The organism is Paenibacillus sp. FSL K6-1566, assembly GCF_038050475.1.
GTDB lineage: Bacteria > Bacillota > Bacilli > Paenibacillales > Paenibacillaceae > Paenibacillus_AQ > Paenibacillus_AQ lactis.
Map to the genome: position 1 here is coordinate 4,927,746 of NZ_JBBOSR010000001.1, position 23,834 is coordinate 4,951,579.

Annotated in this window: 19 protein-coding genes; 3 read left to right on the top strand and 16 right to left on the bottom strand. The window is 49.0% G+C overall.

The window, feature by feature from the left end:
* Positions 1-17: 17 nt before the first annotated feature.
* Entirely contained in the window at positions 18-1,328 is a 1,311-nt protein-coding gene (gene rpoN / locus NST08_RS21830; protein WP_245256031.1) for an RNA polymerase factor sigma-54, read from the bottom strand.
* A gap of 134 nt (positions 1,329-1,462) precedes the next feature.
* Positions 1,463-3,010, bottom strand: coding sequence for an L-glutamate gamma-semialdehyde dehydrogenase (gene pruA, locus NST08_RS21835; protein ID WP_144878844.1), 1,548 nt, complete (start codon positions 3,008-3,010; stop codon positions 1,463-1,465).
* A gap of 368 nt (positions 3,011-3,378) precedes the next feature.
* Here pruA and NST08_RS21840 point away from each other — a divergent pair, with 368 nt between their 5' ends.
* The 3 genes from NST08_RS21840 to NST08_RS21850 all read left to right on the top strand — a co-directional run bounded on the left by NST08_RS21840 (position 3,379) and on the right by NST08_RS21850 (position 7,058).
* Complete coding sequence (locus NST08_RS21840) at positions 3,379-4,299, top strand: proline dehydrogenase family protein (protein ID WP_007127508.1); 921 nt, start codon at positions 3,379-3,381, stop codon at positions 4,297-4,299.
* A gap of 84 nt (positions 4,300-4,383) precedes the next feature.
* Positions 4,384-6,123: a sigma-54 interaction domain-containing protein gene (locus tag NST08_RS21845; protein ID WP_341342301.1), complete on the top strand. Its 1,740-nt coding sequence runs from the start codon at positions 4,384-4,386 to the stop codon at positions 6,121-6,123.
* Between the two features lie 194 nt (positions 6,124-6,317).
* Positions 6,318-7,058: a Bax inhibitor-1/YccA family protein gene (locus tag NST08_RS21850; RefSeq protein WP_341342302.1), complete on the top strand. Its 741-nt coding sequence runs from the start codon at positions 6,318-6,320 to the stop codon at positions 7,056-7,058.
* Between the two features lie 117 nt (positions 7,059-7,175).
* Here NST08_RS21850 and NST08_RS21855 read toward each other — a convergent pair whose 3' ends face one another.
* The 14 genes from NST08_RS21855 to NST08_RS21920 form a co-directional block, all read right to left on the bottom strand.
* Positions 7,176-7,994 (bottom strand): carbohydrate ABC transporter permease, encoded by an 819-nt coding sequence (locus NST08_RS21855; protein WP_040737814.1) that lies wholly within the window; start codon positions 7,992-7,994, stop codon positions 7,176-7,178.
* A gap of 132 nt (positions 7,995-8,126) precedes the next feature.
* Positions 8,127-9,005: a carbohydrate ABC transporter permease gene (locus NST08_RS21860; protein WP_007127504.1), complete on the bottom strand. Its 879-nt coding sequence runs from the start codon at positions 9,003-9,005 to the stop codon at positions 8,127-8,129.
* A 1-nt stretch (position 9,006) separates the two neighbouring features.
* Positions 9,007-10,110 (bottom strand): ABC transporter ATP-binding protein, encoded by a 1,104-nt coding sequence (locus NST08_RS21865; protein ID WP_341342303.1) that lies wholly within the window; start codon positions 10,108-10,110, stop codon positions 9,007-9,009.
* A 16-nt stretch (positions 10,111-10,126) separates the two neighbouring features.
* Positions 10,127-11,455 carry an ABC transporter substrate-binding protein gene (locus NST08_RS21870; protein ID WP_007127502.1) on the bottom strand — a complete coding sequence of 443 codons (1,329 nt, stop codon included), beginning with the start codon at positions 11,453-11,455 and terminating at the stop codon, positions 10,127-10,129.
* 373 nt (positions 11,456-11,828) lie between these two features.
* Positions 11,829-12,494, bottom strand: a complete 666-nt coding sequence (locus NST08_RS21875; protein ID WP_144871393.1) for a glycerol-3-phosphate responsive antiterminator — start codon at positions 12,492-12,494, stop codon at positions 11,829-11,831.
* On the bottom strand, positions 12,487-13,368 hold the full coding sequence (locus tag NST08_RS21880; RefSeq protein WP_341342304.1) for a metallophosphoesterase family protein: 882 nt from the start codon (positions 13,366-13,368) through the stop codon (positions 12,487-12,489). Before NST08_RS21880 ends, NST08_RS21875 begins: the two co-directional genes overlap by 8 nt.
* A gap of 270 nt (positions 13,369-13,638) precedes the next feature.
* Entirely contained in the window at positions 13,639-14,055 is a 417-nt protein-coding gene (locus NST08_RS21885; protein ID WP_186332954.1) for a hypothetical protein, read from the bottom strand.
* Positions 14,056-14,299: 244 nt separating this feature from the next.
* Positions 14,300-16,609 carry a glycoside hydrolase family 66 protein gene (locus NST08_RS21890; RefSeq protein WP_341342305.1) on the bottom strand — a complete coding sequence of 770 codons (2,310 nt, stop codon included), beginning with the start codon at positions 16,607-16,609 and terminating at the stop codon, positions 14,300-14,302.
* Positions 16,610-16,768: 159 nt separating this feature from the next.
* The gene (locus tag NST08_RS21895) at positions 16,769-17,647 is read right to left on the bottom strand and encodes an ABC transporter permease subunit (protein WP_144871389.1); all 879 of its coding nucleotides are present in this window, start codon (positions 17,645-17,647) and stop codon (positions 16,769-16,771) included.
* Between the two features lie 14 nt (positions 17,648-17,661).
* Positions 17,662-18,561 carry an ABC transporter permease subunit gene (locus tag NST08_RS21900; protein WP_144871399.1) on the bottom strand — a complete coding sequence of 300 codons (900 nt, stop codon included), beginning with the start codon at positions 18,559-18,561 and terminating at the stop codon, positions 17,662-17,664.
* Positions 18,562-18,633: 72 nt separating this feature from the next.
* On the bottom strand, positions 18,634-20,274 hold the full coding sequence (locus NST08_RS21905; RefSeq protein ID WP_144871387.1) for an extracellular solute-binding protein: 1,641 nt from the start codon (positions 20,272-20,274) through the stop codon (positions 18,634-18,636).
* Between the two features lie 50 nt (positions 20,275-20,324).
* The gene (locus NST08_RS21910) at positions 20,325-21,947 is read right to left on the bottom strand and encodes a glycoside hydrolase family 13 protein (RefSeq protein WP_341342306.1); all 1,623 of its coding nucleotides are present in this window, start codon (positions 21,945-21,947) and stop codon (positions 20,325-20,327) included.
* A gap of 281 nt (positions 21,948-22,228) precedes the next feature.
* Positions 22,229-23,233, bottom strand: coding sequence for a substrate-binding domain-containing protein (locus tag NST08_RS21915; RefSeq protein ID WP_144871383.1), 1,005 nt, complete (start codon positions 23,231-23,233; stop codon positions 22,229-22,231).
* Between the two features lie 231 nt (positions 23,234-23,464).
* Entirely contained in the window at positions 23,465-23,644 is a 180-nt protein-coding gene (locus NST08_RS21920; protein WP_251535295.1) for a GapA-binding peptide SR1P, read from the bottom strand.
* Positions 23,645-23,834 lie beyond the last annotated feature (190 nt).

Consider the following 23,834-nt stretch of genomic DNA (forward strand, 5'->3'; position numbering starts at 1 on the left):
TCCGAGGGCACCCTTTTCTATCTGCGTTTGCGAAAGGCGGAGGGCATAATCTGCATTTGCTCCCGATACTTCGCAACCGTTCTGCGCGACAGCCGGATTCCCTCCGCGCCCAGTACATCGGCAATATGCTGATCCGAGCAGGGACAGTTCTTATCTTCGTTGTCGATGAGCTCCTTGATTCGCGCTTTCACGCTTCGGGAGGATATCCCTCTCCCGCCAATGGTTGATAATCCGGTTGAGAAAAAATATTTCAAGGGAAGCACGCCGTGCGGCGTAAGCACAAATTTCCCCTGCACCGCCCGGCTGACGGTCGATTCATGCACATTCAGCTTGGCCGAGATCGTATTCATCTTCATCGGGGCAATGCCCCTGATTCCTTCTGCCAGAAACCTTCGCTGCTCCTCCATAATGGCCATCACGACCCTCATCAGCGTCCGGTTCCTCTTCTCCACGCTCCGAACCAACCAGCGTGCGGATCGGACGCAGACGTTCAAATATGAAGAGGCTTCGGCGGATCCCCGCAGCATCACCCAATCCCTGGAGGAGCTGTTAATGGAGAGCTTGGGGAGATTCGCCGGATGCATCGACACCGTGAAGCCATCCCCATGGCTTTCGACGATCGCATCCGGGATGATGTACTGCGTCTCTATTGCGGCAAACGCCAGCCCGGGACGCGGATTCAAGCCGCGAATATAATCCGATGCCGTCCTTGCCTTCTCCATCGGGATGTGCAAGGCCGCGGCAACCTTCCCCAGCTTCCCATTTGCCAGCTCAGGCAAGTACCGGTCTGCGATTTCATAGGCATACGGGGGAGCCGCTGAATCTCTCACGATCTGGAGCAGCAGGCATTCCCGTAAATCCCTGCAGCCGACCCCGGCCGGCTCCAATGATTGCAATGCCTCAAGCGCGGTCCGAAGGAGCTCCTCCGATATGCCTAGCTTTCGTCTAACTTCGATGACCGGGAGATCCAGATAGCCGCCATCATTTAAGTTGCCCGCCATAAATGCCGCAATTCGGTATACCTCCTTCGGGAGGGAGAGAAGACGCAGCTGGCTCCTCAGCCTTGACTCCAGCGTGTCCTGCGCCTGCCTTGCGTTCCGTAATGGGTCCAGCTCGTGCCCGTTGACGATTGCGGCCCTGCTGCTACGGCCGTACACGTCGAAATCCCGGCCGAATTCCAGTTCAAGGACCGGATTTTCGGCTTCCTGCTCCTGCAAGTACCGGATCAGGTCTTCGGCGGACATGGTTAATATATGAATCGATTGCTTCAGTTCAGGAGTTATTGCCAGCTTCGTGCTTTGGTCTTGCACCAATTGATAGCCCAGCAACAGGTTCTCCTCCTTCCGCAGGCTCTCTTCCAAGTCATGTAACTGCTCTCTCTTGACTATACTCAAAAACATTCCAATTGAACATCATGATGTGGTGTCTAATTTTTTAGACGATATGACCGGAGTTCATCTGCTTAGAAGCGCTCGGCTACCAGCTTCGCCTGGGTAAACAACAGCAGATAATCCCGGCCGCCGGCCTTCGAGTCCGTACCCGACATATTGAATCCGCCAAACGGATGCGTTCCGACCAATGCGCCAGTGCATTTGCGGTTGAAATACAGATTGCCGACGAAAAACTCGCGTCTTGCCTTCTCCAAATTCGCCCCGCTGCGCGAAATAACGGCTCCGGTTAAGCCATAATCCGTATTATTGGCGAACGCCAGCGCCTCATCGAAGGATTGCGCCTTCGTGAACGCAACCACCGGACCGAATATTTCTTCCCGCGAGATCCGGGCATTCGGGTCCACATCCGCAAAAATCGTAGGCTCGATAAAGAATCCGTTCGGATCTCCGGTGCCGCCCCCAAGAACCAGGCGACCTTCCTGTTTTCCGATTTCGATATACTCCTGAATTTTCAGATAAGCCTTCTCATCGATCACGGGACCTACATCCGTTCCGGCAGCCGAAGGCGCACCTATCGTGAGCCGGCTTGCCCGCTCCGCCACCCGCTCCAGGACGGTATCGTAGACCTTCTCATGGACGATGACTCTGGAACAAGCCGAGCACTTCTGGCCGGAGAAACCGAAGGCGGACAGCGTAATGGCGTCCACCGCCAGATCGAGATCGGCATCCTGGTCGACGATGATCGCATCCTTGCCGCCCATTTCCGCAACGACGCGTTTGATCCATTTCTGTCCAGGCTGGGTCTTCGCTGCCCGTTCGTTAATGCGGAGTCCTACATCGCGGGAACCCGTAAAGCTGACAAAACGGGTCAGCGGATGGTCAACAAGATAATCGCCGACCTCGCCGCCCGGTCCGGGTACAAAATTGACAACGCCCGCCGGCAGTCCCACCTCTTCGAGCAGCGCCATAAATTTCGCGGCGATGACAGGCGTCGGACTCGCCGGCTTCAAGACGACGGTATTCCCGGCAACAACGGCAGCCATCGTCATGCCTGCCATAATCGCCAGCGGAAAGTTCCATGGCGGAATGATGACGCCTACGCCTAAAGGCAGATAATACAGCTCGTTCTCTTCTTCCTGGCTGACCGTCAATGGCTGCGGCTGGCTGAGCCGCTGCATCTCGCGCCCGTAAAACTCCAGGAAATCGATCGCCTCCGCCGTTTCAACATCCGCTTCCACCCGGGTCTTCCCGGCCTCAATCGTCATCAAGGCGGAAAATTCATGTCTGCGCCGGCGCAAAATAGCCGCTGCACGGAACAAGTAACGCGCACGCTCACTCGGATCGGTCCGCTTCCAAGTCTCAAAAGCAGCCGCAGCGGCTTGGATGGCCTGCTCCGCATATTGTACGTCCGCCTGCGATACGATACCGACCACCTGAGCTTTATTTGCCGGATTAATGGAAGCGGCCTTGGTCTCCGTCATGATGCGCTCGCCTCCGATGATCAGCGGATACGCTTTGCCAAGCCCCGCCTCCGTCTGCTCGAGCACGCGGTCATATTCCGCATTGTTGCGCTCATCCTTGAAGTTGACAAACGACTCGTTCCTGAATTCGGTTCTCATAAACGTTAACCACCCTTTCACATGTGTTGTGGAATCGCCAAATCCTGTTCCACCGGTCTTATAGAGGTTGTTCAAAAAGTCCGCTTTTGATCACGAAGCGAATCAGGAAGCAGCTCGGCATCGAATCTTGAATTCAGCCGGGCCTTCCGGTGCTCACGTACCCAAAACGTACGCTCCGCTCCTCAGTCCCTAGCTTCATCCAACCTTCTCGGTGCTGAAAATCGACCTTTTTGAACACGCACTTATAGGATAATAAGCAAATATCATGCCAACGGTGCTTGTTTTTTCGTCTGGAACGTTTTTTGCTTGCGGTCATCCAGTAAAGATTCATTGCGTCAGCAATGACAGCCTGAAAGGAGAAATCAAACGTGGACAGTATCGAACTCTATCGAAAGGTATTGTTATCGGTTTCCGGCAATAAACTGGTGGAGCATCTTGCCCTTCGGTACGGCCGTAAATTAGCAGCAAAATTCATTGCAGGCAGCAACTTGGAGGAAGCGCTGGACGAAATCGAGAGGTTGAACGGAAACGGGATCATGGTCACATTGGATCATCTGGGGGAGGGAATCAAGCAATTATCGGAGGCTGCAGGCTACAGGGAGGAATATGTACGCTTAATCAACGGGATCGCCAGACGGAAGGTAAACTCCAATGTATCGTTAAAGCCGACGCAGATGGGCTTGGCCCTGGACCCGGAAGCCTGCTACAGCAATATTCGGGACGTCGTCGCCGAGGCTAAACAGCATAACAACTTCGTACGGATCGATATGGAGGATTCGCCCTATACGCAAGCGACCATTGATATCGTCCTTCGCCTTCACGGGGAAGGATTGACCAACGTCGGGACCGTGATTCAAGCCTACTTGCTGCGTTCCCGGGAAGACGTGAAGCAATTGATCAAAGCGGGCGTAAACCTCAGGCTTGTGAAAGGAGCTTATAAGGAGCCGGCATCCGTTGCCTATCAGCAAATGAGCGAAGTGATCGACAACTTCAAAACGCTCATTCAAATGCATCTTGACCAAGGCGTGTACACCGCCATCGCCTCGCATGATGACCGCATCATCAATTGGGTCAAGGAATACGCGCATAAGAACGGCATCAAGGCAAGCGCCTTTGAATTCCAGATGCTGTACGGCCTGCGGATGAGCGACCAGGCGCAGTTGGCAAGGGAGGGCTACCGGATCCGCTGCTATATGCCGTACGGCAGCATGTGGTACCCGTATTACACCCGGCGCTTGGCGGAAAAGCCTGCGAATCTATGGATGGTCGTCAAAAATATGTTCAAGTGATTTACACTGAAAAACAGGCTCGGTATAATGGCCCTAACATGAGTTTGTAAGCATTTACATTTTCTATATCTAGGGGGCCACCGAATGAAGCATCGATTGCCGAGCGTGGAGCAGCTCATCCGCACGGACTGCATCATTGTTGATCTGACCGACCCGGCAGCAATCCGGGATGCCCTGGTTACGGCGGGCTGTACCCCTGTCTTTGTCAGGGTCGAGACCGGCAAATATGGGCTGCTGCCTTCATCGGCTTCGGATCCCGTACAGAATATCCAAGATATCCTGATTCATGTCGAGACCATAAACGCAGATGAGCCATTAACGAAAGCCTCTGCTGCCTTTACCTGCTGTTCATGGGCGATCGTACAGCGAAACGGCAAAGCGGTCGGCTATCTATCCGCTCAGGAAATGGTAGATGCGCTGGTGCAGGCTCACCGGGTGCTGGAGGCTTACTTCACAACAACGCTGAATACCTTGGACCCGGACGTTGCCATCACGCTGATTGACGAGGAAGGACGCGTTGCCGTCTGGACCTCCGGTGCAGAGCATATCTTCTCCATTCCGAGGGAGGATATCATCGGCAAGCCTGCTTCCGATTTCTTTCCCGTCGACCGGCTGCAGTCCCTTCGCACATTAGAAACCGGCCAGCCTGCCCATAAAATGCAGCATCGGCCGCGTCACGACCTGTTCGTCCTGATTAATTCCAATCCGGTTACGCTCGAGGATCGGATTATCGGCGCCGTTGCAGCGGAAACGGATCTGACCACCCAAATGCGGCTGCATCAAGAGCTGCTGCAGATGACAAGCAAGGTCCATCATCTTCAGAAGGAAGTGGCGATGCTGAGCCCTGCGGGAGACCCTTTTCAGCATATTAAGGGAACGAGCCGCGCGATTAAAAACAGCATCGAAACGATCAAGAAGATCAGCTCGACGAAAGCGACGGTGCTGATCCAGGGCGAGAGCGGAACGGGGAAGGAATTGTTCGCCAAAGCGATCCACGAATCGCGCGAGCCTGCGAACGCCCCCTTCATTGCAATCAACTGTGGAGCCATTCCGGCCGCATTGTTCGAGAGCGAATTATTCGGCTACGAACGGGGCGCTTTCTCCGGTGCGGACCCGAAAGGGAAGAAAGGAAAGATTGAGCTGGCCCGCGGCGGCACCTTATTCCTTGACGAGATCGGGGAAATGCCTCTCGACCTGCAGGTCAAGCTGCTGCGCGTGCTCCAGGAGCGAAGTTATTTCCCGGTCGGCGGGACGCAGCTGCATCGCGCCGACTGCCGGATCATCGCGGCCACGAACCGGGACTTGAAACGGATGATTGCAGATGGCAGCTTCCGTGAGGACCTGTACTACCGCCTGAACGTCGTGACGTTGGACGTTCCCCCTTTGCGCGAACGCAAAGAGGATATCTACGAGCTGACGCAGTCCTTTCTTCACGAATTCTCGCTTGTCTATGGCCGCCATATCCATTCGTTTACGCCGGAGGTATTCGAAGATTTGCTAAGGTACGATTGGCCGGGCAACATCCGCGAATTGCGCAACACCATTGAACGGCTTGTTATCTTCTCTACCGAAGGAGAGATTCGGCGCGAATATTTGCCGGACCATATGTATTCCGGCGATAAGAGTCCTCAGCCGGGGGAGGGAAATGACACTGGCACCACGCCGATCAACGGTGCTGCTTACCAAGCAAGGCTTGACGAGTACGAGCGAAAGCTGCTGCTTGAAGCGCTTCAAGCTGTTAACGGGAATAAATACACGCTGGCGAAGCAGCTCGGCATTTCACGGGCAACGCTCTACAATAAGCTCAAACGGCTGAATCTGTAACATGAGCTTGATTGGACGACGTCTAATATTTTGGACACATTAAATTTGAATGTCTAAAATTGCATACACAAACGCAATTCATTGTCCGCTCCACGAAACAGGCGAGGAATTTCGATGCGAAAAGATTCCATCTCCTAAAATATGACAACCTATGATAGAATGGACATAAAAATAGTTATCTAGGAGGCATTCATTTGTTAGGTCGTAGCGGAAATCCAACACTTAATGAGAATACGTTTGAGAGGAGCGGGCATTACAATGACCAAGAGACGATGACCATCGGCGGAACGGTGAACAAATCGTTCATGCTGCTTGCGCTGCTTATCGGGGCAGCAGTCATTTCTTGGGTCATGTTCTTTAACGGGTACGATATGTTCCCGCTTATGGTCGGCGGTGCGATCGGCGGCTTTGTGCTGGCGCTGATCATCAGCTTCGCGCCGAAGTCGGCGCCGTTTCTCGCACCGATCTACGCGGTTGCGGAAGGATTGTTTCTCGGCGCATTATCGGCCAATTATGAATCCCTCTATTACGGCATTACGCTGCAGGCGGCCCTGCTGACGATGTGCGTGTTCTTGGGCATGCTGCTTGCGTACAAGACCGGACTCATCAAGGCAAGCCCCGGCTTCCGGCGGGGAATCATCGCAGCTACGGCAGGCGTGGCGCTTGTCTATTTGCTCAGCTTCGTACTCGGATTGTTCGGTGTTACCGTTCCGTATTTGCATGACAGCACGCCGATCGGAATCGGGATCTCGATTGTCATCATCATTATCGCCGCATTGAATTTCGTGCTCGACTTTAATTTCATTGAAGAAGGGGCGCAACAGGGTGCACCGAAATACATGGAGTGGTACGGCTCCTTCGGTTTGTTGGTCACTCTCGTATGGCTGTACATCGAAATTATCCGCCTGCTGGCAAAGCTGGCGAATCGGGACTGATAGACCTTTGAAATTCCTCGAGTATCGTTCTCGAGCCTTCCATACACAAACAAGAAGTCCGGCCAAGGTGCCGGACTTCTTTCGTTTCGTCATATGAACCTTCACGAATTTCATAATCTACTTTACGCCATTGTACACGAACGCTTTAATAATCGAGCGCTGTGCAAAGAAGAACACGATCAGGATCGGCACGACGAGAATCAGGTTCGCCGCCATCAAAATATTCCACGTCGCAACACCCTCCGTTTCCCGGATTTTCGCAATCCCGAGCGGCAGGGTTCTTGCCGTTTCATTTGTCGTCATGACCAGCGGCCAGAAATAATCGTTCCAGTGGCTGATGAAGCTGAACAGTGCAATCGTGATCAGCGCAGGACGGGCCATTGGAATCATCAGCTTCCACATGATCTTCCATTCCTTGGCCTTATCGAGCCGCGCCGCTTCAATAAGCTCTTCCGGCACCTGCTTAAAGGACTGTCTTAGCAGGAAAATGCCGAAGGCGCTGGAGGCGAAAGGCAAAATCAGCCCCAAATGGGTGTTCAGCAAATGCCACGAGCTAAGCTGCAGATAAACCGGTAGAAAAATAAGCTGAGATGGAATCATCAAGGTCACCATGACGAATCCAAACAGGATGCCTGAACCGGGAAATTGAAATCTCGCAAAAGCATAAGCCGCAGGAATCATGGTCAGCATTTGCAAGATTAGAATACCGCCCGCAATCAAAACGCTGTTGAAGAAATAATGAAGGAACGGTCCGGAATTCCAGGCTTGAATAAAGTTTTGCCACTGCGGATCGTTCGGAATCCATTCCGGCGGAAAAATCATCGTTTCCGGCAGGGTTTTAAGCGACGTCGAGATCATCCATGCAAAGGGCAGGGCGAAGATCAGCACAAGGCCCAGCATGCCGATAATGTTCAAGGCTTTCAGAATGCCGTTCATCACCTTGACCCCGCTCCATGCCTCCGGCCTTAAATTTCGTTCGGACGACTCTCTTGCCTGAACTGCTTTCTCTATTGCACTCACTTGAATTCGTCCTCTCCTTTCCGCTAACTCATCTATGCCGCACCAGGCTTATCTGTAATGGACGCGTTTGGACAGCATGCGGAAGTAAATAATCGTAAGCACGCCGACAATGATGAGCAGCATGACGCCGGCTGCCGATGCATATCCGATCTTGAAGAAGCGGAAGCCGTATTCGTAAATGTAATATACCAGCGTGTTGGTCGAGTTGACCGGCCCGCCCTGGGTCATGATTGCAATCGTCTCGAAGACCTGGAATGAGCCGATCATGCTCATAATCGCCAAGAAAAACAGCGTCGGAGACAGCATCGGCAGCGTAAGCTTCCGGAACGTCCGCCACCGCTTCGAGCGGTCAAGCGCGGCCGCCTCGTAAATGCTCGGCGGGATGCTCTGCAGGCCGGCAATAAAGACCAGCGTGTTGAACCCGATTCCCTTCCACACGGCGACCAGAATCAGCGATATGAGCGAGGTGTCCGGGTGGGACAGCCACTGCAGCGGCGACAGGCCGAACAAACCGATCACCCAGTTCAGCAATCCGTATTCGGGATCCATGAGCCAGCTCCACAGCAGGGAGATGGACACCAGGGAAATGATGTGCGGACTGAAGATCGCGCCTTGCACGAATCCGTAAAACAATCCCGAGCGGTTCAGCCAGAGGGCGATGGCCAGCGAAATGCTGAGCGTCAGCGACACCGTGGCAAAGGTGTAGATGGTCGTATTCAGAAGCACCTGCATGAACTCTTTATCCGACAGCAGATCCGTAAAATTTTGCAAGCCGACATAGTTCTTCGTCGGGCTGACGAAATTCCAATCGAAGAAGCTGAGATAGATCATGTAGAAGATCGGGTAGATGAAGAATATACCGAATACGGCAAGCGAAGGCGAAATCATGCCATAAGGCTTAAGCTTTTCCCACAAACGAGATGTCATGCTAGAGCCCCCCGCCTACCGATACCAATTCAGGCGTCTTCGTCGTACTGAATTCTTCCCCACGCCGGACCTCTAACTGTCTGAGCCTTTGGCCTTCGCTATTGAAATAGTACAGACGCTCATAAGGAACCGTCACCGAGACCAGCGTATCCGATGTGAGCGGTTCAAGAAACGTCTTGACCGAGAACATGCCGAGCGAGGATTGGATTTGATAAATATTTTCCGCGCCGAGGCTTTCGCGGGTCAGCACCATCCCGTCCAGTCGAAGTCCTTCGAATGCAGCCGGCGCATGGAATAGCGCATGCTCGGGACGGAACCCGAAGCTGGCGATATCATGCCGCTTCCCTTGGGCCGAAGGCAGCTGAAGCTCCTGGCTTGGCAAAATGTTCATAGCCGGTGTACCGATGAATTGAGCTGCAAATACATTGGCCGGATCGTTGTACAGCGTCATCGGCGAAGCCGCCTGCTGGATAACGCCCTTATTCATAATTACGATTTCATCCCCCATGGACATCGCTTCAACCTGATCATGGGTAACATAGACAAAGGTGGTGCCGAGCCGCTCATGCAGCTGAATCAGCTCGGTACGCATTTGGTGGCGCAGCTTCGCATCCAGGTTCGAAAGCGGTTCATCCAGGATAAAAACCTGCGGCTTTTTGACCATGGCGCGCGCAAGCGCAACGCGTTGTCTTTGCCCGCCGGACAGCATTTCCGGCTTCTTTTTCATATAATCGCTAAGGCCGACGATTTCGGCGATGTCCTTGATCAGCTTCTCCCGCTCTTTCTTCGGCACCTTGCGGTTAATGAGCCCGAACTCGATGTTGTCGTAGACGTTCATCGTCGGGTACAGCGCATAGTTTTGAAACACCATGGCTACGTCGCGATCTCCGGGAGGGACCCCGTTTACGCACTTGTCATCGATCCAGATCTCGCCCTTCGTCTGCTCATCGAGGCCGGCTATCATGCGGAGCGTTGTCGATTTGCCGCAGCCTGACGGTCCGACGAGGACGGTGAAGGAACCGTCCCGAATCGTCAGATCCAAATTTTTGATGACTTCCTCTTCTTTGAAAAACTTGCTGATTCCTTTTAGCTCGATTCTGCCCATCTCACATACCTCCCGATTATTTGCTGAGCAGTGCGTTCGCCTTTTCGTTCGCCTCGTCCATCGCTTGCTGAGGCGTTACTTTCGGATCAAGCAGCGTTTTCTCGATCGCGCTCTTTACAAGTTTGGCCACTTCCGGATAGGCCGTCTCCATCGGACGTGGTCTCGCATATTCCAGCTGGTCCACAGCTACTTTGTATTGCGGATATTCCTTATACAGGGACTGCATCTCTTCCGTCTCCAGCGCCGACAATCGGGTCGGCAGGTAACCGACGTGCTTGCTTTGGTAAATCGTGCTTTCCGTTGTCGTCATAAACTTGATGAACTCCCATGCTGCAGCCTGCTCTTCCTCGCTCAGCTTGGATGTCATAACGAGCTGGCATCCGCCTGTAGGCACCCCGTAAGACTTGTTTGCCGGCATAAACGCCGTATCAAATTCAAAGTTATTTCCCTTCGAGATATCGATCGCCCCGGCTACTCCTGCCGTCGAACCGAATTTAAACGCGGAGGTTTGGTTCGCCCAGTCTTTATCCGCCGTCGCGCCCGCTTCATCGCCGACCGGAATTTTAATGAGTCCTTCCGACGCAAGCTTCTTCCAGAACTCCACCGGCTCTACCGCTTCAGGCGTGTTAAACAGGCCGGATTTGCCGTCTTCGGCAAGCACTTGGCCGCCGGATTGGGCGACAAGCCCTTCGTAGAACCAGATGTCGACCGGCATCGTCATGGCCGTAATCCCTTTTTCCTTAAGCACGCGTCCGTATTCCTCGAACTCGGCCCATGTCTTCGGTCCGGCCGGATCAAGGCCTGCTTTTTCCAGCAGCGAAACGTTCATATACATGATCGGCGTGCTGCGCATGAACGGAAGTCCGTACAGCTTTCCATCAACATAGGCATTTCCCATCAAGCCGGGATTGAAATCATCGATCTTCAGCTGGTCCTTATCCTTTTCGGCAAAAGGAGCCAGTTCCTGCAGCATGCCATATCTGGCAAACGTGCCCGTCGAGGCGATTTCCAGATCCGTTACGGCCGGAGCATCGCCAGCCGCAAATGCAGCCTGTACTTTGGCGTGCAGGTCATCGTAATTGCCCTGGTATTCCGCAACGACTTCGATCTTGTCCTGGGATTCGTTGAACCGTTTGACCAGCTCCTGCTTGGCTTCCTCGATTTTCTCCCCGAACGCGTACCAATACTTGATTTGGATTTTCTCGCCGGAGGCATTGCCCGTGTTAGCCGAGCCTGCGCTCGCGTTCGTTGCCGCGCCACCGCCGGACTCGCCGCCGCATGCGGACAGCATCATGGCCATCCCCAGCATGAGTGTTAAGAAACCGCGTCTTTTTCTTCTTTTCATTTCATTTCCTCCCATAGTTTTATTTCTAATGAATTTGCAAAATTTCGATTCCAGTCGCTCCCCGATCCGATATATTGACGACCTAAACCATTTCGCTGGGTCCATTGCTGATTGAAAATCGCTCTTTGGATTTTTGCAAAATCCTCCCCTTAAAGCCGTTCGGGACCCGGTCTGTCAGGACTTTATGGGCATGACAAAAAGAAACCTGAAGCAAACCATACAAAAGTCTAAGACAAAGACTCTATGGTCTGTTCAGGTTTCTCCTTCACTCCAACCCATCGGCTATTTACTTGTGTGGTTAGAAAAGGCAGGTTTGTCTCTTCAACCTGCCTTCATCTTATCGCCCATATGTTAACGGCATATGTTTGGATTGTTAAACTTCCGTTAAGTCAAAACTTTCCTTCCACAGCGAAGGGCTTGAAGAGGAAATGGCGGTCGCCCCGTGCGCAAGGCACTCCTCCGCATGCTTTCGCTGCGTAAGCAGCCCGCCGGATATGATGGGGAGCTTCGTCATCTCCCGTACTTTTCCCAGCACCTCCGGAATCCGGGCGGGCATAATCTCGATAACGTCCGGCTGTACCTGGTCCAGCGATTGAGCGATGTTGGCAAGTCCCTCGGAATCGATCAGGAAGAAGCGCTGGATAGTGGTGAGCCCCAGCTTCTGGGCCTTCTTCACGACCTGGATCTTCGTCGTAATGATGCCGTCAGGCTTGATCGCATTCGCTAAATATTCCAATCCGGGCTGATCGAAGGACAAGCCGCCGATCTTCTCGACGTGAACGAACACCGGAATGTCATGCTGCTTGAACAAATCCACATAGCCTTTGATAACGCCGATGTTTCCTGTCAGCATGAATACACAGCTTAATGTATTGCTGAACGTAAGGGCGGCTTCAAGCTGCCTGACATCCCGAATAGAAGCCACGTTCCGGCGCAGCTCAAGCAGCTCCCGCAGACCAGTGGCGGAGACTGATCCCGAAATCTTCCCCCGCTTTTCCGCATAAGACCGATTGGCCTTGGATGGTGTCTGATTAACCATGACTGCTGCCTGCCTTGACGGCTGCCGTATTTGCTAGCTCGGCGTCTCCTTTCACGAGCAAAATGCTGCACGCCCGCTCAAGCTCCGTTCCTCTGGCATTTGCATTCGGACTAAAGTGCTTCATATGGCGATGAATTTCGGGAAGCTGCCTCGACAGCTCCATGTCATCGATGTCGACGGCATGGATATGAATCGAATCTTCTTCCAATTCGACAATCCGGTACGCATGCTGGTCCAAGCAAGCGGACAACTGCACGAAGGTCCAGTTGTTCTGTTTCGTAATGGAATCGACATGGGTATGCCCGTTGAAATAGACGGCTGAGCCCTGTTTTCGGCTTAAAATCCGCCACATATCGATTGAAGGGTCAATGGAGCCTTTATCCCGATCCGATCCTGTCGTGGTCAGATGCACCGGGTGATGCGCAAACACAAGCATCGGCTTCGTGCCGGAGCTGACAACGATATGCTCGAACCAGCTCAGCTGCTCCTCATCAAGCCAGCCTCCCCAGTTCGTTAAATCCATCTCTCTCGTCGTGTCCAAAAATACGAACACCGCCTGTTCCATGTCGAGCGCCTGATAGCGGGCCTGCCCCGTCCTCATGAGCAAATCCCGCTTGGACTGGGAATAGGTGTCGTGATTCCCGAGCACATGAACAAAATTCGTATCGTAACGCTCCATGATTCCATAGACTTCATCGATTTCTCTCACCGTACCGAAATTCGTAAGATCTCCAAGCGAAATATGCATATCCGCTTCAGCACTCATGAAATGGTGCAGCATTCTTGTATAAAACGCATCCCTTGCCATCCCCCATGCGCCAATCTGTTCGTCCGCCTCGTGATAATGCAAATCTCCAAGGATCGCCAGCTTCATCTTCACACTCTCCTTATGCGTTTTAATCAGATCTATTATAGTAAGGGAATGTTATCTGAGCGTCCCCTTTAGTAGATATTTATGTAAAATAAGCTATCGTTGGGGTGAATGGGCAGTGAAGATATACATGCCTATCCGCTGGCTTTAGCCAAACAAAAACCCATGGCCGCCGGGTTCCCGGCATGCCATGGGTTGCTCAGTTGATACGCTTATTAGTTCATGCTTGCGACGAACCAATCCCCAAGCATGACCACGGGCAGCTTTAGGCAGTTATCGCTTAATCGCACGCATCCACACCAAAGCAATCCCGCCCGTGACGATTCCCCAAATGGCGTTCGTAATCAGAACGCTGACGATGGCAAACGGATTCGTCACCGGCCCTTGGAGCTCGCCGGTCAGAATCGGCGAGAGGACGGCGCTGATCAGGATTACCAGGATGCCGTATACAATGCCGGTATACATCAACGTCGTTACAGGCTGCTTCACTCGTGCGAGCACCGCAGCTGCAATCCATACGAGGGAAATGGCAACCGTAAACATGATGCTGCCGGCGGGCTGCCCGATTTGCTGCAGCAGGCCAAGCATGCTCATGACCGGACGAATGCAAGCGACCACAGCTAAAATCAAGATGAGCTTTGCGTGCTTTTTGCCATCCGTGACGCGGCTGTATTCTGGATAAGTTTTCATCAATGGATTCCTCCTCCGGAGCGGTCAATCCAGCCGTTAACCAGGCCTGTCGGGTGAACACCCGGACAACTCTGGAGCCTCCTTTCGCGAGGCAGGCCGGATTTCCCTCTCCCTTCTTGACCCTTATCATATCAGCCTCATGTTGCAAACTTATTGCGGCGCGTTACGGAAGCGATGAAAATGTTCAAACCTTCTGCATGGCCGTTCTCGCATTTCGCTCCATCAAGTGCTCCTATGCTATAAATCACTTCTTTAACGTACCCGAAAACCGCTTCAACTCTACGTTGTCAATTTGCAAATTCGTATTGCCTGGCGCATTTTGGGAAAAAGCAATCTTCAGACTGCCATTTGTTACTTTCACAATTCCAGATATCGTTCTATACTCATTCCCATGTGGAATGTATACATGAACGGGATCCGCCCCATTATCGGTTAATTCCATGAGGCTGGTGAAAGGATTGCCGGTATTCTGCTTCACTTTGGCGCTTACGGTATAAATACCCGGCTTCAGACCATAAACGGTTTGAGAGACGGTGGCTGTATACGGCTCTGTACCATAAATCCAGTACTTGCTTCCTTCGTAGGCATCGTTGGAATCCACACCATGAGCAGCTGTCCCTGTATACATCCACCCCTGTTGTCCGTTTTCAAAATCACCGTTAACCAGTGGGCCATCCACCGGCGGGTCTATCTTGCCCCCCGAATCTTTAGTGCTCATATAGATCATGTTCCAATATTCCAAGGAAGGGACTGTTATTTTTATATATTTGCCTTTTTCGTCCTTCCCCTTGGTAAAGGCCAATGGCTTGGACCGTCCATCATTTGCATCCGGCGAGGCCAACCATACGCTGTTTATATCGTTAGAGTAGTAATATTTCATTTCAAAGTTAGAGATCCGCTTTGGTGTTTCCTTTTGTCCATCATTTGCTCTCCAATCCTTTCGGCTTACTCCAAGCAAATTGATCATATGAACGATCTCATATTGGCTATCCTTCTTGCTATAAGCCCAGATTTTATTCGGATCTCCATATTTGCCGCTGGCATAAGCCGGGATTTCAATGCGATTCGTTGTCTCCGTCTGACCATCACGAAGAAGATTCTCATAAGCTACAATGAAGTCATACAATTTACTTACACGATGCTGCAATTCCTCTGTCATGTACAGATTTTGGGCAGGGAAATATTCGTTGCTAAGCATATTGCCGTTATCACCAAGCTCCATCCGTGAACCACCAGCGGCATAAACCGTTACCCCTGTCAGCATTACAGCAGCTGTATTAAACGGACTTCCTGGATTCTGCTCTCCATAGTCATAACTCATATAAGCGGGGACAACGAGTGATTTTCCTCCGCTCTCTTTACGCGATTGCTCGATCTCCTTTTTAAGAGAGTAATAAGTGTCATACAGCTGGCCATCACTATCCCGGTCCCAAGGCCAAATCTCAGCATAAAGGACATCCACGTCGGATATGTTAACGTTTTCAATTCCTTGGGCGCCGACCGGATTAAAGACGAGTTTCTTGTCGCCAATCGCATGTTTAGCCTTGTTCAGAAATTCTGTGTACGTGTCTTTTACATACAAAGTTTGATTATCGGAGGTTTTCATTTTTCCCCATTCGCCCACGGTATCACCGTGCCAGCCATCAAAATCAAAAAACTGAAACACCTTGTTCATTTCGCCAAAAATATAATTTTGCCACCCGGGATTTCCCGGATTAAAAAAATACAGGTGGGTTATGCCCGTTGGCGTAGAATCTGCCATTTTGAAGCTGAAATGTCCCTGCCCACTCGGATTGTCATCCGCATAATACAGGGCCCAATCCTGCTGTACACCATCCTGTTCGTAACCGGAAGTAGCCGCATAGATCATATTGTAAGCCATATTCGCCATCCCGACTGCTCTTGCCTGCGAGATGTAGCTTCTGACTGTATCTCCGTAAATCGCTCGACCTGACCAGTCATCCCACTTGACCAGATTCGGTGCAACAGGCTTGTGATGCCGGTATTTCCAGTCATAGTATTGCAAGGCGTTGATATGGTAATTCTTAAGCTTATCGATCCGCTCAGCCGTATTGGTATTCTGTCTGAAGTCCCAGACATACCCGTAACGCGGAAATTTAGTCCACGTTGAAGATACGTCAACGCCGACCGTATCAGAGTCAACAATCGCTCCAGCAGCGTCTTTCACATCCACTTCAATCAAATATCCTTTAAAATCGGGTTTTGGGGCAATCCAATCGGCAATCATCATCAGATCTGCATTATTGTTTAGATTTAATTCTTTCGTGATCGTATTGCCAATCTGCTCCTGTAAATGCTTCTCCTTAATCTCAACTGAACCGCCAGCAATATTTCGCCCTAATCGGTTTTTCAAATCAATGCGCAGCTCCACCTTCGCCCCAGGATCATACATTGCCTTATCTGTAGTTACATCATAAAGCAGCTTTCCAGTACTTGCAGCCTCACTCTCTTTGGGATGAAAACCGATCTGGCTAATCAACAGAACTCCTATTAATATAATCATGGTATGACTTTTAAACCGTTTTCTCCTCAAGAAGATCATCCTTCCTTATAATACGAAAGCGCATTCAATTCATTTTTAATTGAATCTCTTACCGGTTTTTATAAGAAGAGGGCTATTTCTAACCTGCCCTCTTCCGATTTTCTTCCTAGCCCTCATAAATATAAATCAGATTCGCAATTAGCCTTCTGTCTATTCTTTAACCGAACCAATTACCAGTCCAGAAACAAAATACCTTTGCAAGAATGGATAGACTAACAATACAGGAATAATTGAAACTACAATTTTTGCAGCATTCAGCGTTTTATTCGATACGGATGCGAGCGATTTTAATTGTGAGGGATCCGTAATTTTTGTTACATCCACCGTCAGCTGCTGAATATAGGTTTGAAGCGGATAGTTGGACGAGCTGTTCATGTACAGCAGCCCGCTGAAGTAGTCATTCCAATGACCGACCATTGAGAATAAGCCGATGGTAGCCAGTGCAGGCAACGAAATGGGAATAAATATACCAAACAGGATTCTGACTTTGGAAGCACCGTCCATAACAGCGGCTTCTTCAAGCGCGTTCGGAATGCTTTTAAAAAAATTCATCAATAGGATTACGTTAAATATCGGTACCGCGCCCGGTAAAATAAGCGACCATACGGAATCGATCAATCCTAGGCTCTTAACGACCATAAAGATGGGGATCATTCCGCCCGAAAAAAGCATCGCAAAGATCATGATATTCATATACACGTTGCGTGCATGAAAACTATGCTTGTTTTTGGACAATGGATATGCCATGAGGACGGATAACAATAAATTCAAACCTGTACCAATTACAACCCTCTCCAATGAAATGACAAACGATCGCCAAAATTGTGCATCATCCAGTAAAAGTTTATAAGCATTGAAATTAAAATTAACGGGCAATAGACCAACTAGATTGGCCTGGGCAGCCGATTTATCACTAAAAGAGATCGACACCATATTAAGCAGAGGTAAAAAGCACAGTGCGGTCAAAATTAATAAAACGGCCCATATACTCGCATCGGCAAAACGGCTTCCGAATGTTTTAGACTTCATTGTGTGCTCCCTTCTTAAAAGATCCGCATCTTCACGAGTTTAATGGATAATTGATTTGCGGCTATAAGTAAGGTAAAGGACACCACTGACTTGAGCAAACCAACTGCGGTCGCAAAGCTATATTGCTGTCCTAGCAGACCAACCCGATAAACATAGGTATCAATAACATCACCGGTTTCATAAACAATCGGGTTATACAGGGCGAATATTTGATCAAATCCCGCATTGAGGATATTCCCCAAATTAAGTGCCGAGATTAGCATAATCGTAGGCAGAATCCCCGGGAGTGTAATGTGCAGCAATTGTTTGAAACGGCTAGCGCCATCGATTGACGAAGCTTCGTAAAGCCCAGGGTCAATGCCTGTTAGAGCCGCAAGATACACGATTGCCCCATAACCAAATCCCTTCCACACATCGGTACTAATGATAATTTCTCTAAACCACTCATTGCTCGCCAAGAAAAGAACGGGATCTTTCCCGAATAATTGGACGATTTGATTAACCGGGCCGTTGTAATCGAATATGTTAATTACGATAGCAGCGACAACCGCCCATGATAGGAAATTTGGTAGGTACACGATGGTTTGTATCGTTTTTTTCGCCCATTTCAACCGAATCTCGTTTAATAATAAAGCAAACACGATAGGCACAATGGTTCCAAATATGATTTTTCCGAGAGCAATCACCACCGTGTTCCTTAGAATCTTCATGCTATCGGGTATTTCGAACATATATTTGAAATTCTCCAAGCCTACCCAGGCTGATCTGAAAATGCCTTTCGCCGGAATATAATCTTGAAACGCCATCAGGATGCCAAACATCGGGACAAAGCTAAAGATGATCAAGAAGATAAATCCAGGCGCCATCATAAAATGATATCCAAGCTGTCCGACCGCTTTTTTCCCTTTTCTCATACTTTCCCATAACCTTCTTTCAAAAGAGTTTGAAGTGGGTACAAACCTTGACTTGTCCCACTTCATCTCTGCTTACTCTTGAATGGCCTCAGCTACTTCTTTAGTAATGTCACTTCCTCCGGTTTTGTTCCAGGTATCAACAAACGTATCGAAGTAGCTCAATGGCTCCTCTCCCATAACGATCTTAAGGAAAGCTTCATCCTCCAATTTAACCAGGTTGGCCCATTTCAGCTTCATGCTCTTCGTCTGACCAAAGAATACAGGGTGAACTTCATTAATTTTTGTTTCCGCCATTAGTTTAGCAGCAACCATTCTGGACATGTATCCGCTCCATTGATTGGCATCGGCCTTCGCTGGATCTTTCATGTAGCCTACAATTTTGTCATACGACGTGCGGTCATCCAGCGTTAACGTGTCGTATGCTTTTTCTCCATCGACGGCAGCCTTTAAATCCTTGTACATTTGCGCAGTTGCATCGTTATAATTAATCATGATTCCGAGCGGTTTACCGCCATCGAATCCACCCTTTATAAATTCAACAACCGGCTCATAGTTCAGATCTTCATGCACCAGCTTGTCATTCAATGCGCTGGCGATTTTCGGAAGCAGCTCCGGATGCTCAAACCCTTTTCTCACCACATAGAATTCCGCAGCCGGATTTTGGGTGTATGCGGTTACTTCGCCGCTGCCATCCTTAGAAATAATGTAGGGTCTCCAATCAGCGGCTTGATTCTGACGTTTTGCATCATTTAACGGATAATCAGCCGACCACCAAGGACCGAAGAAGGCCCCAGCCTCGCCACTAATAATGATGGATTCAATACTGTCGCGCACAGCCATCTGCGGGTCAATCAAACCTTTTTTATACCAGTCCGCAAGCAATCCCAAGCTTTGTTTGGTTTCTTCTGTTGTGGATCCGTATACGACCTTCCCATCTTTCTCTAGCCATTGGCGAGGAAATGCATGATGGGTAGCGAAAATATTATCGGCCTGGAATAAAGCACCGTATAGGCCACCGATGGACTTCGAGAGGGCTAACCCTACGGTCTTCCCTTTGCCGTTGCCGCCGGGATCTTTTTGTACAAACTCTGTTAGGATCATCTCAATATCTTCAACCGTCTTAGGTTCAGGCAAGCCAAGCTTATCAAGCCAATCCTTTCTAACCCACAGCATCGTCGGGATATTCGCATTGGAAGTCGATGGCATAGCCATAAGCCTTCCATCAAACGTCGCTGCTTCCAGCGCTCTTCCGCCATAGGAAGCGTATTTTTCCTTAACAATATCCGAGGCACTCGACTCGTATACTTCTGTTAGATCGGCGATCATTTCATTATCAACCAATTGACGAAGTGTCTCAGCGTCTACTGCCATGATGTCCGGTAAATCGCCTGATGCTACAGCCATAGCCACTTTCTGATCGTAATTGTCTCCGGATTGTGCTTCGAATTTATTTTTACTTTGAATATTTAACGTTTCTTTCAAATACTGTGTGTAGGCATTGTCTTCATAGGTTTGACCTTGAGGCAACTTAGGGATTCCTGGCGTAGCTTTCCCGACGGTATAATTAACGGTTTCTGCATACTTGCCGAATGGCGTTAATTCCTCGGCCGTCGCTGATGTTTTTGTCTCTTCCGGACCAGGACTTTTAGCACACCCCGTGAAAATGCTTACAGACATGAACAATGCTGTTGCTGATATTAACATTTTTTTCATTCCATGCTCCCCCAACATAAAATTTAATAGAAATATGCCTTATCACAAACTTATAATTTTACAGCGAAAGCCTCGTAAGGATTCAAAGCGAGATTGGCAAAATCAACGGATGCACGGTGATAGTTGCTAATGATGACATCATGGCTTTGACCGAAATTTTGCAATGTTAAAACCGTTTTTTCCTGACTGAAATTCGCTACGACTGCCCATGTCTGATTTTGATAACGCCTTAGGTACATGAACACATGAGCTGGCGTATCGACCAATTCATAGTCACCCCATACGATTATAGGGTTCTCTTTCCTTAACCGGATAAGCTGCTTATAACAGTGAAAAATCGAATCCGGATCCGCCAGGCTGGCTTTAACATTCACATCCCGATAATTCGGATTAACGTGCAGCCACGGTTGTCCTGTTGTGAAGCCCGCTTGTTCCGAATCGTCCCATTGCATCGGAGTTCTCGAATTGTCCCGTCCCTTGGCATTAATAGATTCAAGAATATCTTCCTTTTTATATCCGCTTGCGATTCGTTCATTGTACATGTTAATGCTTTCAATATCCTGAACCTCGCTAATATCGGTAACAGGATAGTTTGTCATTCCGATTTCTTCCCCCTGATATATGTAAGGAGTCCCTTTCATGAAATGAAGCAAGATGGCGAACATCTTTGCGCTTTCGACTCGATAGGTAGAATCGTCTCCCCAACGCGAGACAATCCGTGGACAGTCATGATTATTCCAAAACAGGCTGTTCCAGCCTTCGTTTCCTAAAGCAATCTGCCATTTGCTAAGAACCTCTTTTAACTGGCCCACATCCAATGGCTTAAGATCCCATTTTTCTTTCCCTGCTTGCTGATCTAAACCAATATGTTCAAATTGGAACACCATGGATAGCTCATTGCGCTTGGGATCCGAGTACAGCTTGGCGATTTCTGGCGTAGCCCCCCAGGTTTCACCAACGGTTAAGACATCGTATTTACCAAAGGTTTCTCGGTTCATTTCCTGTAAATAATCGTGGAGCTTAGGACCATTCCCGGTTATTTCTTGATCGGGGATTTTACCCACCAAATCTATGACGTCCATCCGAAAACCGCCAACACCTTTTTCCAGCCAGAAGTTCATCATGTCCCATATTTCTTGTCTTACTTTCTCGTTCTCCCAATTAAGATCCGGTTGCTTTTTACTGAAGAGATGAAGATAATATTGACCGCTCTCGGAATCGTACTCCCATGCACTTCCACTAAAGGTTGAACGTAGCGAATTTGGGACGCCGTTGTTTACAGGATCTCTCCAAATATAATAATCCCGGTATGGATTATCCTTGCCTTTCCGAGATTCAATGAACCACTTATGTTCGTCAGAAGTATGATTGACAACCAAATCCATGATAATCTTGATATCGCACTTATCCGCTTGATCAATCAGTTCTTCCATATCCTCCATCGTGCCAAACTCCGGCATGATCGCTCGATAATCACTAATGTCATAGCCGTTATCGTCGTTTGGAGACTGATAAACAGGACTAAGCCATATAGCCGTAATGCCCAGTTCCTTCAAATAATCCAAGCGGTTGATGATTCCTCTTAAATCTCCAATACCATCACCATTGCTGTCCTGAAAACTTCGCGGATATATCTGATATATGACTGCAGTCTGCCACCACTTTTGCTTCAAAAAACTTCCACTCCTTAATCTCTAATGTTCTAATCAAATACTAAAACGTTTAAGTCGACGATTACATTTGTAAAAGACGATCAAACGGCTTAATAACGGGATTCCTTATCAAAGGGAATTTTTCTAATCCTTATAACTTTTAAAAAAATACCCCTTAATATACGTAAACGTTTACCTATTTAGAACAAAAAAGTCCTTCTTCACCTCCGTATTTGGAATTACCTCCGGTATGATAGAAAAAAAGATCTATAAACCGGAGCGTAAACGTTTAACTGTTCAAGTTAGTTTATTGAAAGTACGGTTCGCCTTTCCACAATGGAATGGCTAACGATGCTGCTGGGTACCTCACCGGATTCTTCAATTAACGTTATTAATTTTTCAACAGCAAGTCGTCCCATTTCAGCCAATGGTTGATGAATCGTTGTTAAAGGTGGGAAAATGATTTTTGCTAAATTTAAATCATCGTAACCTATGATCGAAAGATCCTCAGGAACTCTCAACCCTTTTTCAAAAGCCATTCCCATAGCACCAATTGCCATTTCATCACTTGCTGCGAACAGAGCTGTAAAAGGCGGTGCTTCCTTCAGCAGTTTCGCCATAGCTGTTCTACCACTTTCCATATGAAAATTACCGTAAGCTATTTTTGTGTCCTCAAAAGGAATACCGTGGTCAGTAAGAGCCTGCCGGTAACCCTCAACACGAGGAATACCTGCTACAGGATCCCAAGGAGTCCCGGCGATCATAGCAATCTCTTTGTGACCTTTGCCTATTAAATATGCAGTAGCTTGATAGGAAGCCTGCCGATCATCGACCTTCACATATGGAATTGAGTATTTTGTAGAATGTGTATTAACAAGTACAACAGGCAGCTTCATGTCATTCATCTGATGATAATATTCATCTTTCAATAACTCGCTTGTGAACACAACACCATCAACTTGTTTTTCACGAAGGACTTGTAAATACTTCATCGTTCTTTTTCCATCTTCTGCTGTGTTACACACAATAACACTGTAACCCTTTTCATGAGCGGCTTCTTCAATACCATAAAGAATCTCAGAAGAAAATCCACTGGACACGTTTGGAAATAAGACGCCTAGAGTTTGTGTCCTTTTGTTAACAAGCCCCCGGGCGATAGCATTAGGGTGGTATCCAAGTTCTTCCACAGCTTGAAGTACTTTAAGCTTAGTTTTCTGCGAATAACCATTTAAATTATGGAGTACTCTCGAAACGGTGGCTACTGATACATTTGCCGCTTTTGCTACATCTTTAATCGTTGGAGTGATAAGACCTCCCCCCTAATCTAAATACATACTCATTACGTATTACGTAAACGTTTAACTTCAGTATAATTACAACTCTTTCATTTGTCAACGACCCCTATCGAAGAGATTAATTTTTTCGGACTCAATCAAAGAAGGCAGCGCTAGAACAGCGCCGCCTTCTTCTGATTATTCTCGAGTTTCTCATCTGATGTAATAAGTTCCTGGACTAGATCCCCACAGCATCCGCTTTCGTTACGGTGCCTCTGCGGATCGTACCGATCCCTCGCCGGCCTTGTGCAGCTGCCGGCATTCCGGCTTATCGCACACGCCGTAAAACACGGCAATCTTATTAGTGTCCACCGTATCTACTAGAGAGCTGCAATGCCTGCAAATGATAACGCCCATATTGATTCGCTTCATGGAATGGTACATGTCTCACTCATCCTCTCTTGTTCTCGTTCATGTGATTCGTATGGACTTTCGGGTCCTGCAAGAATGATACTTACAACCTCAGATACAGAACGACCTCATATATGATTCCTAAATCCAATTTGGATAACATTAATGTACACTATAGATGGAATAAATGCAATTAATAACGACCTATTTGTTCGAAATATTT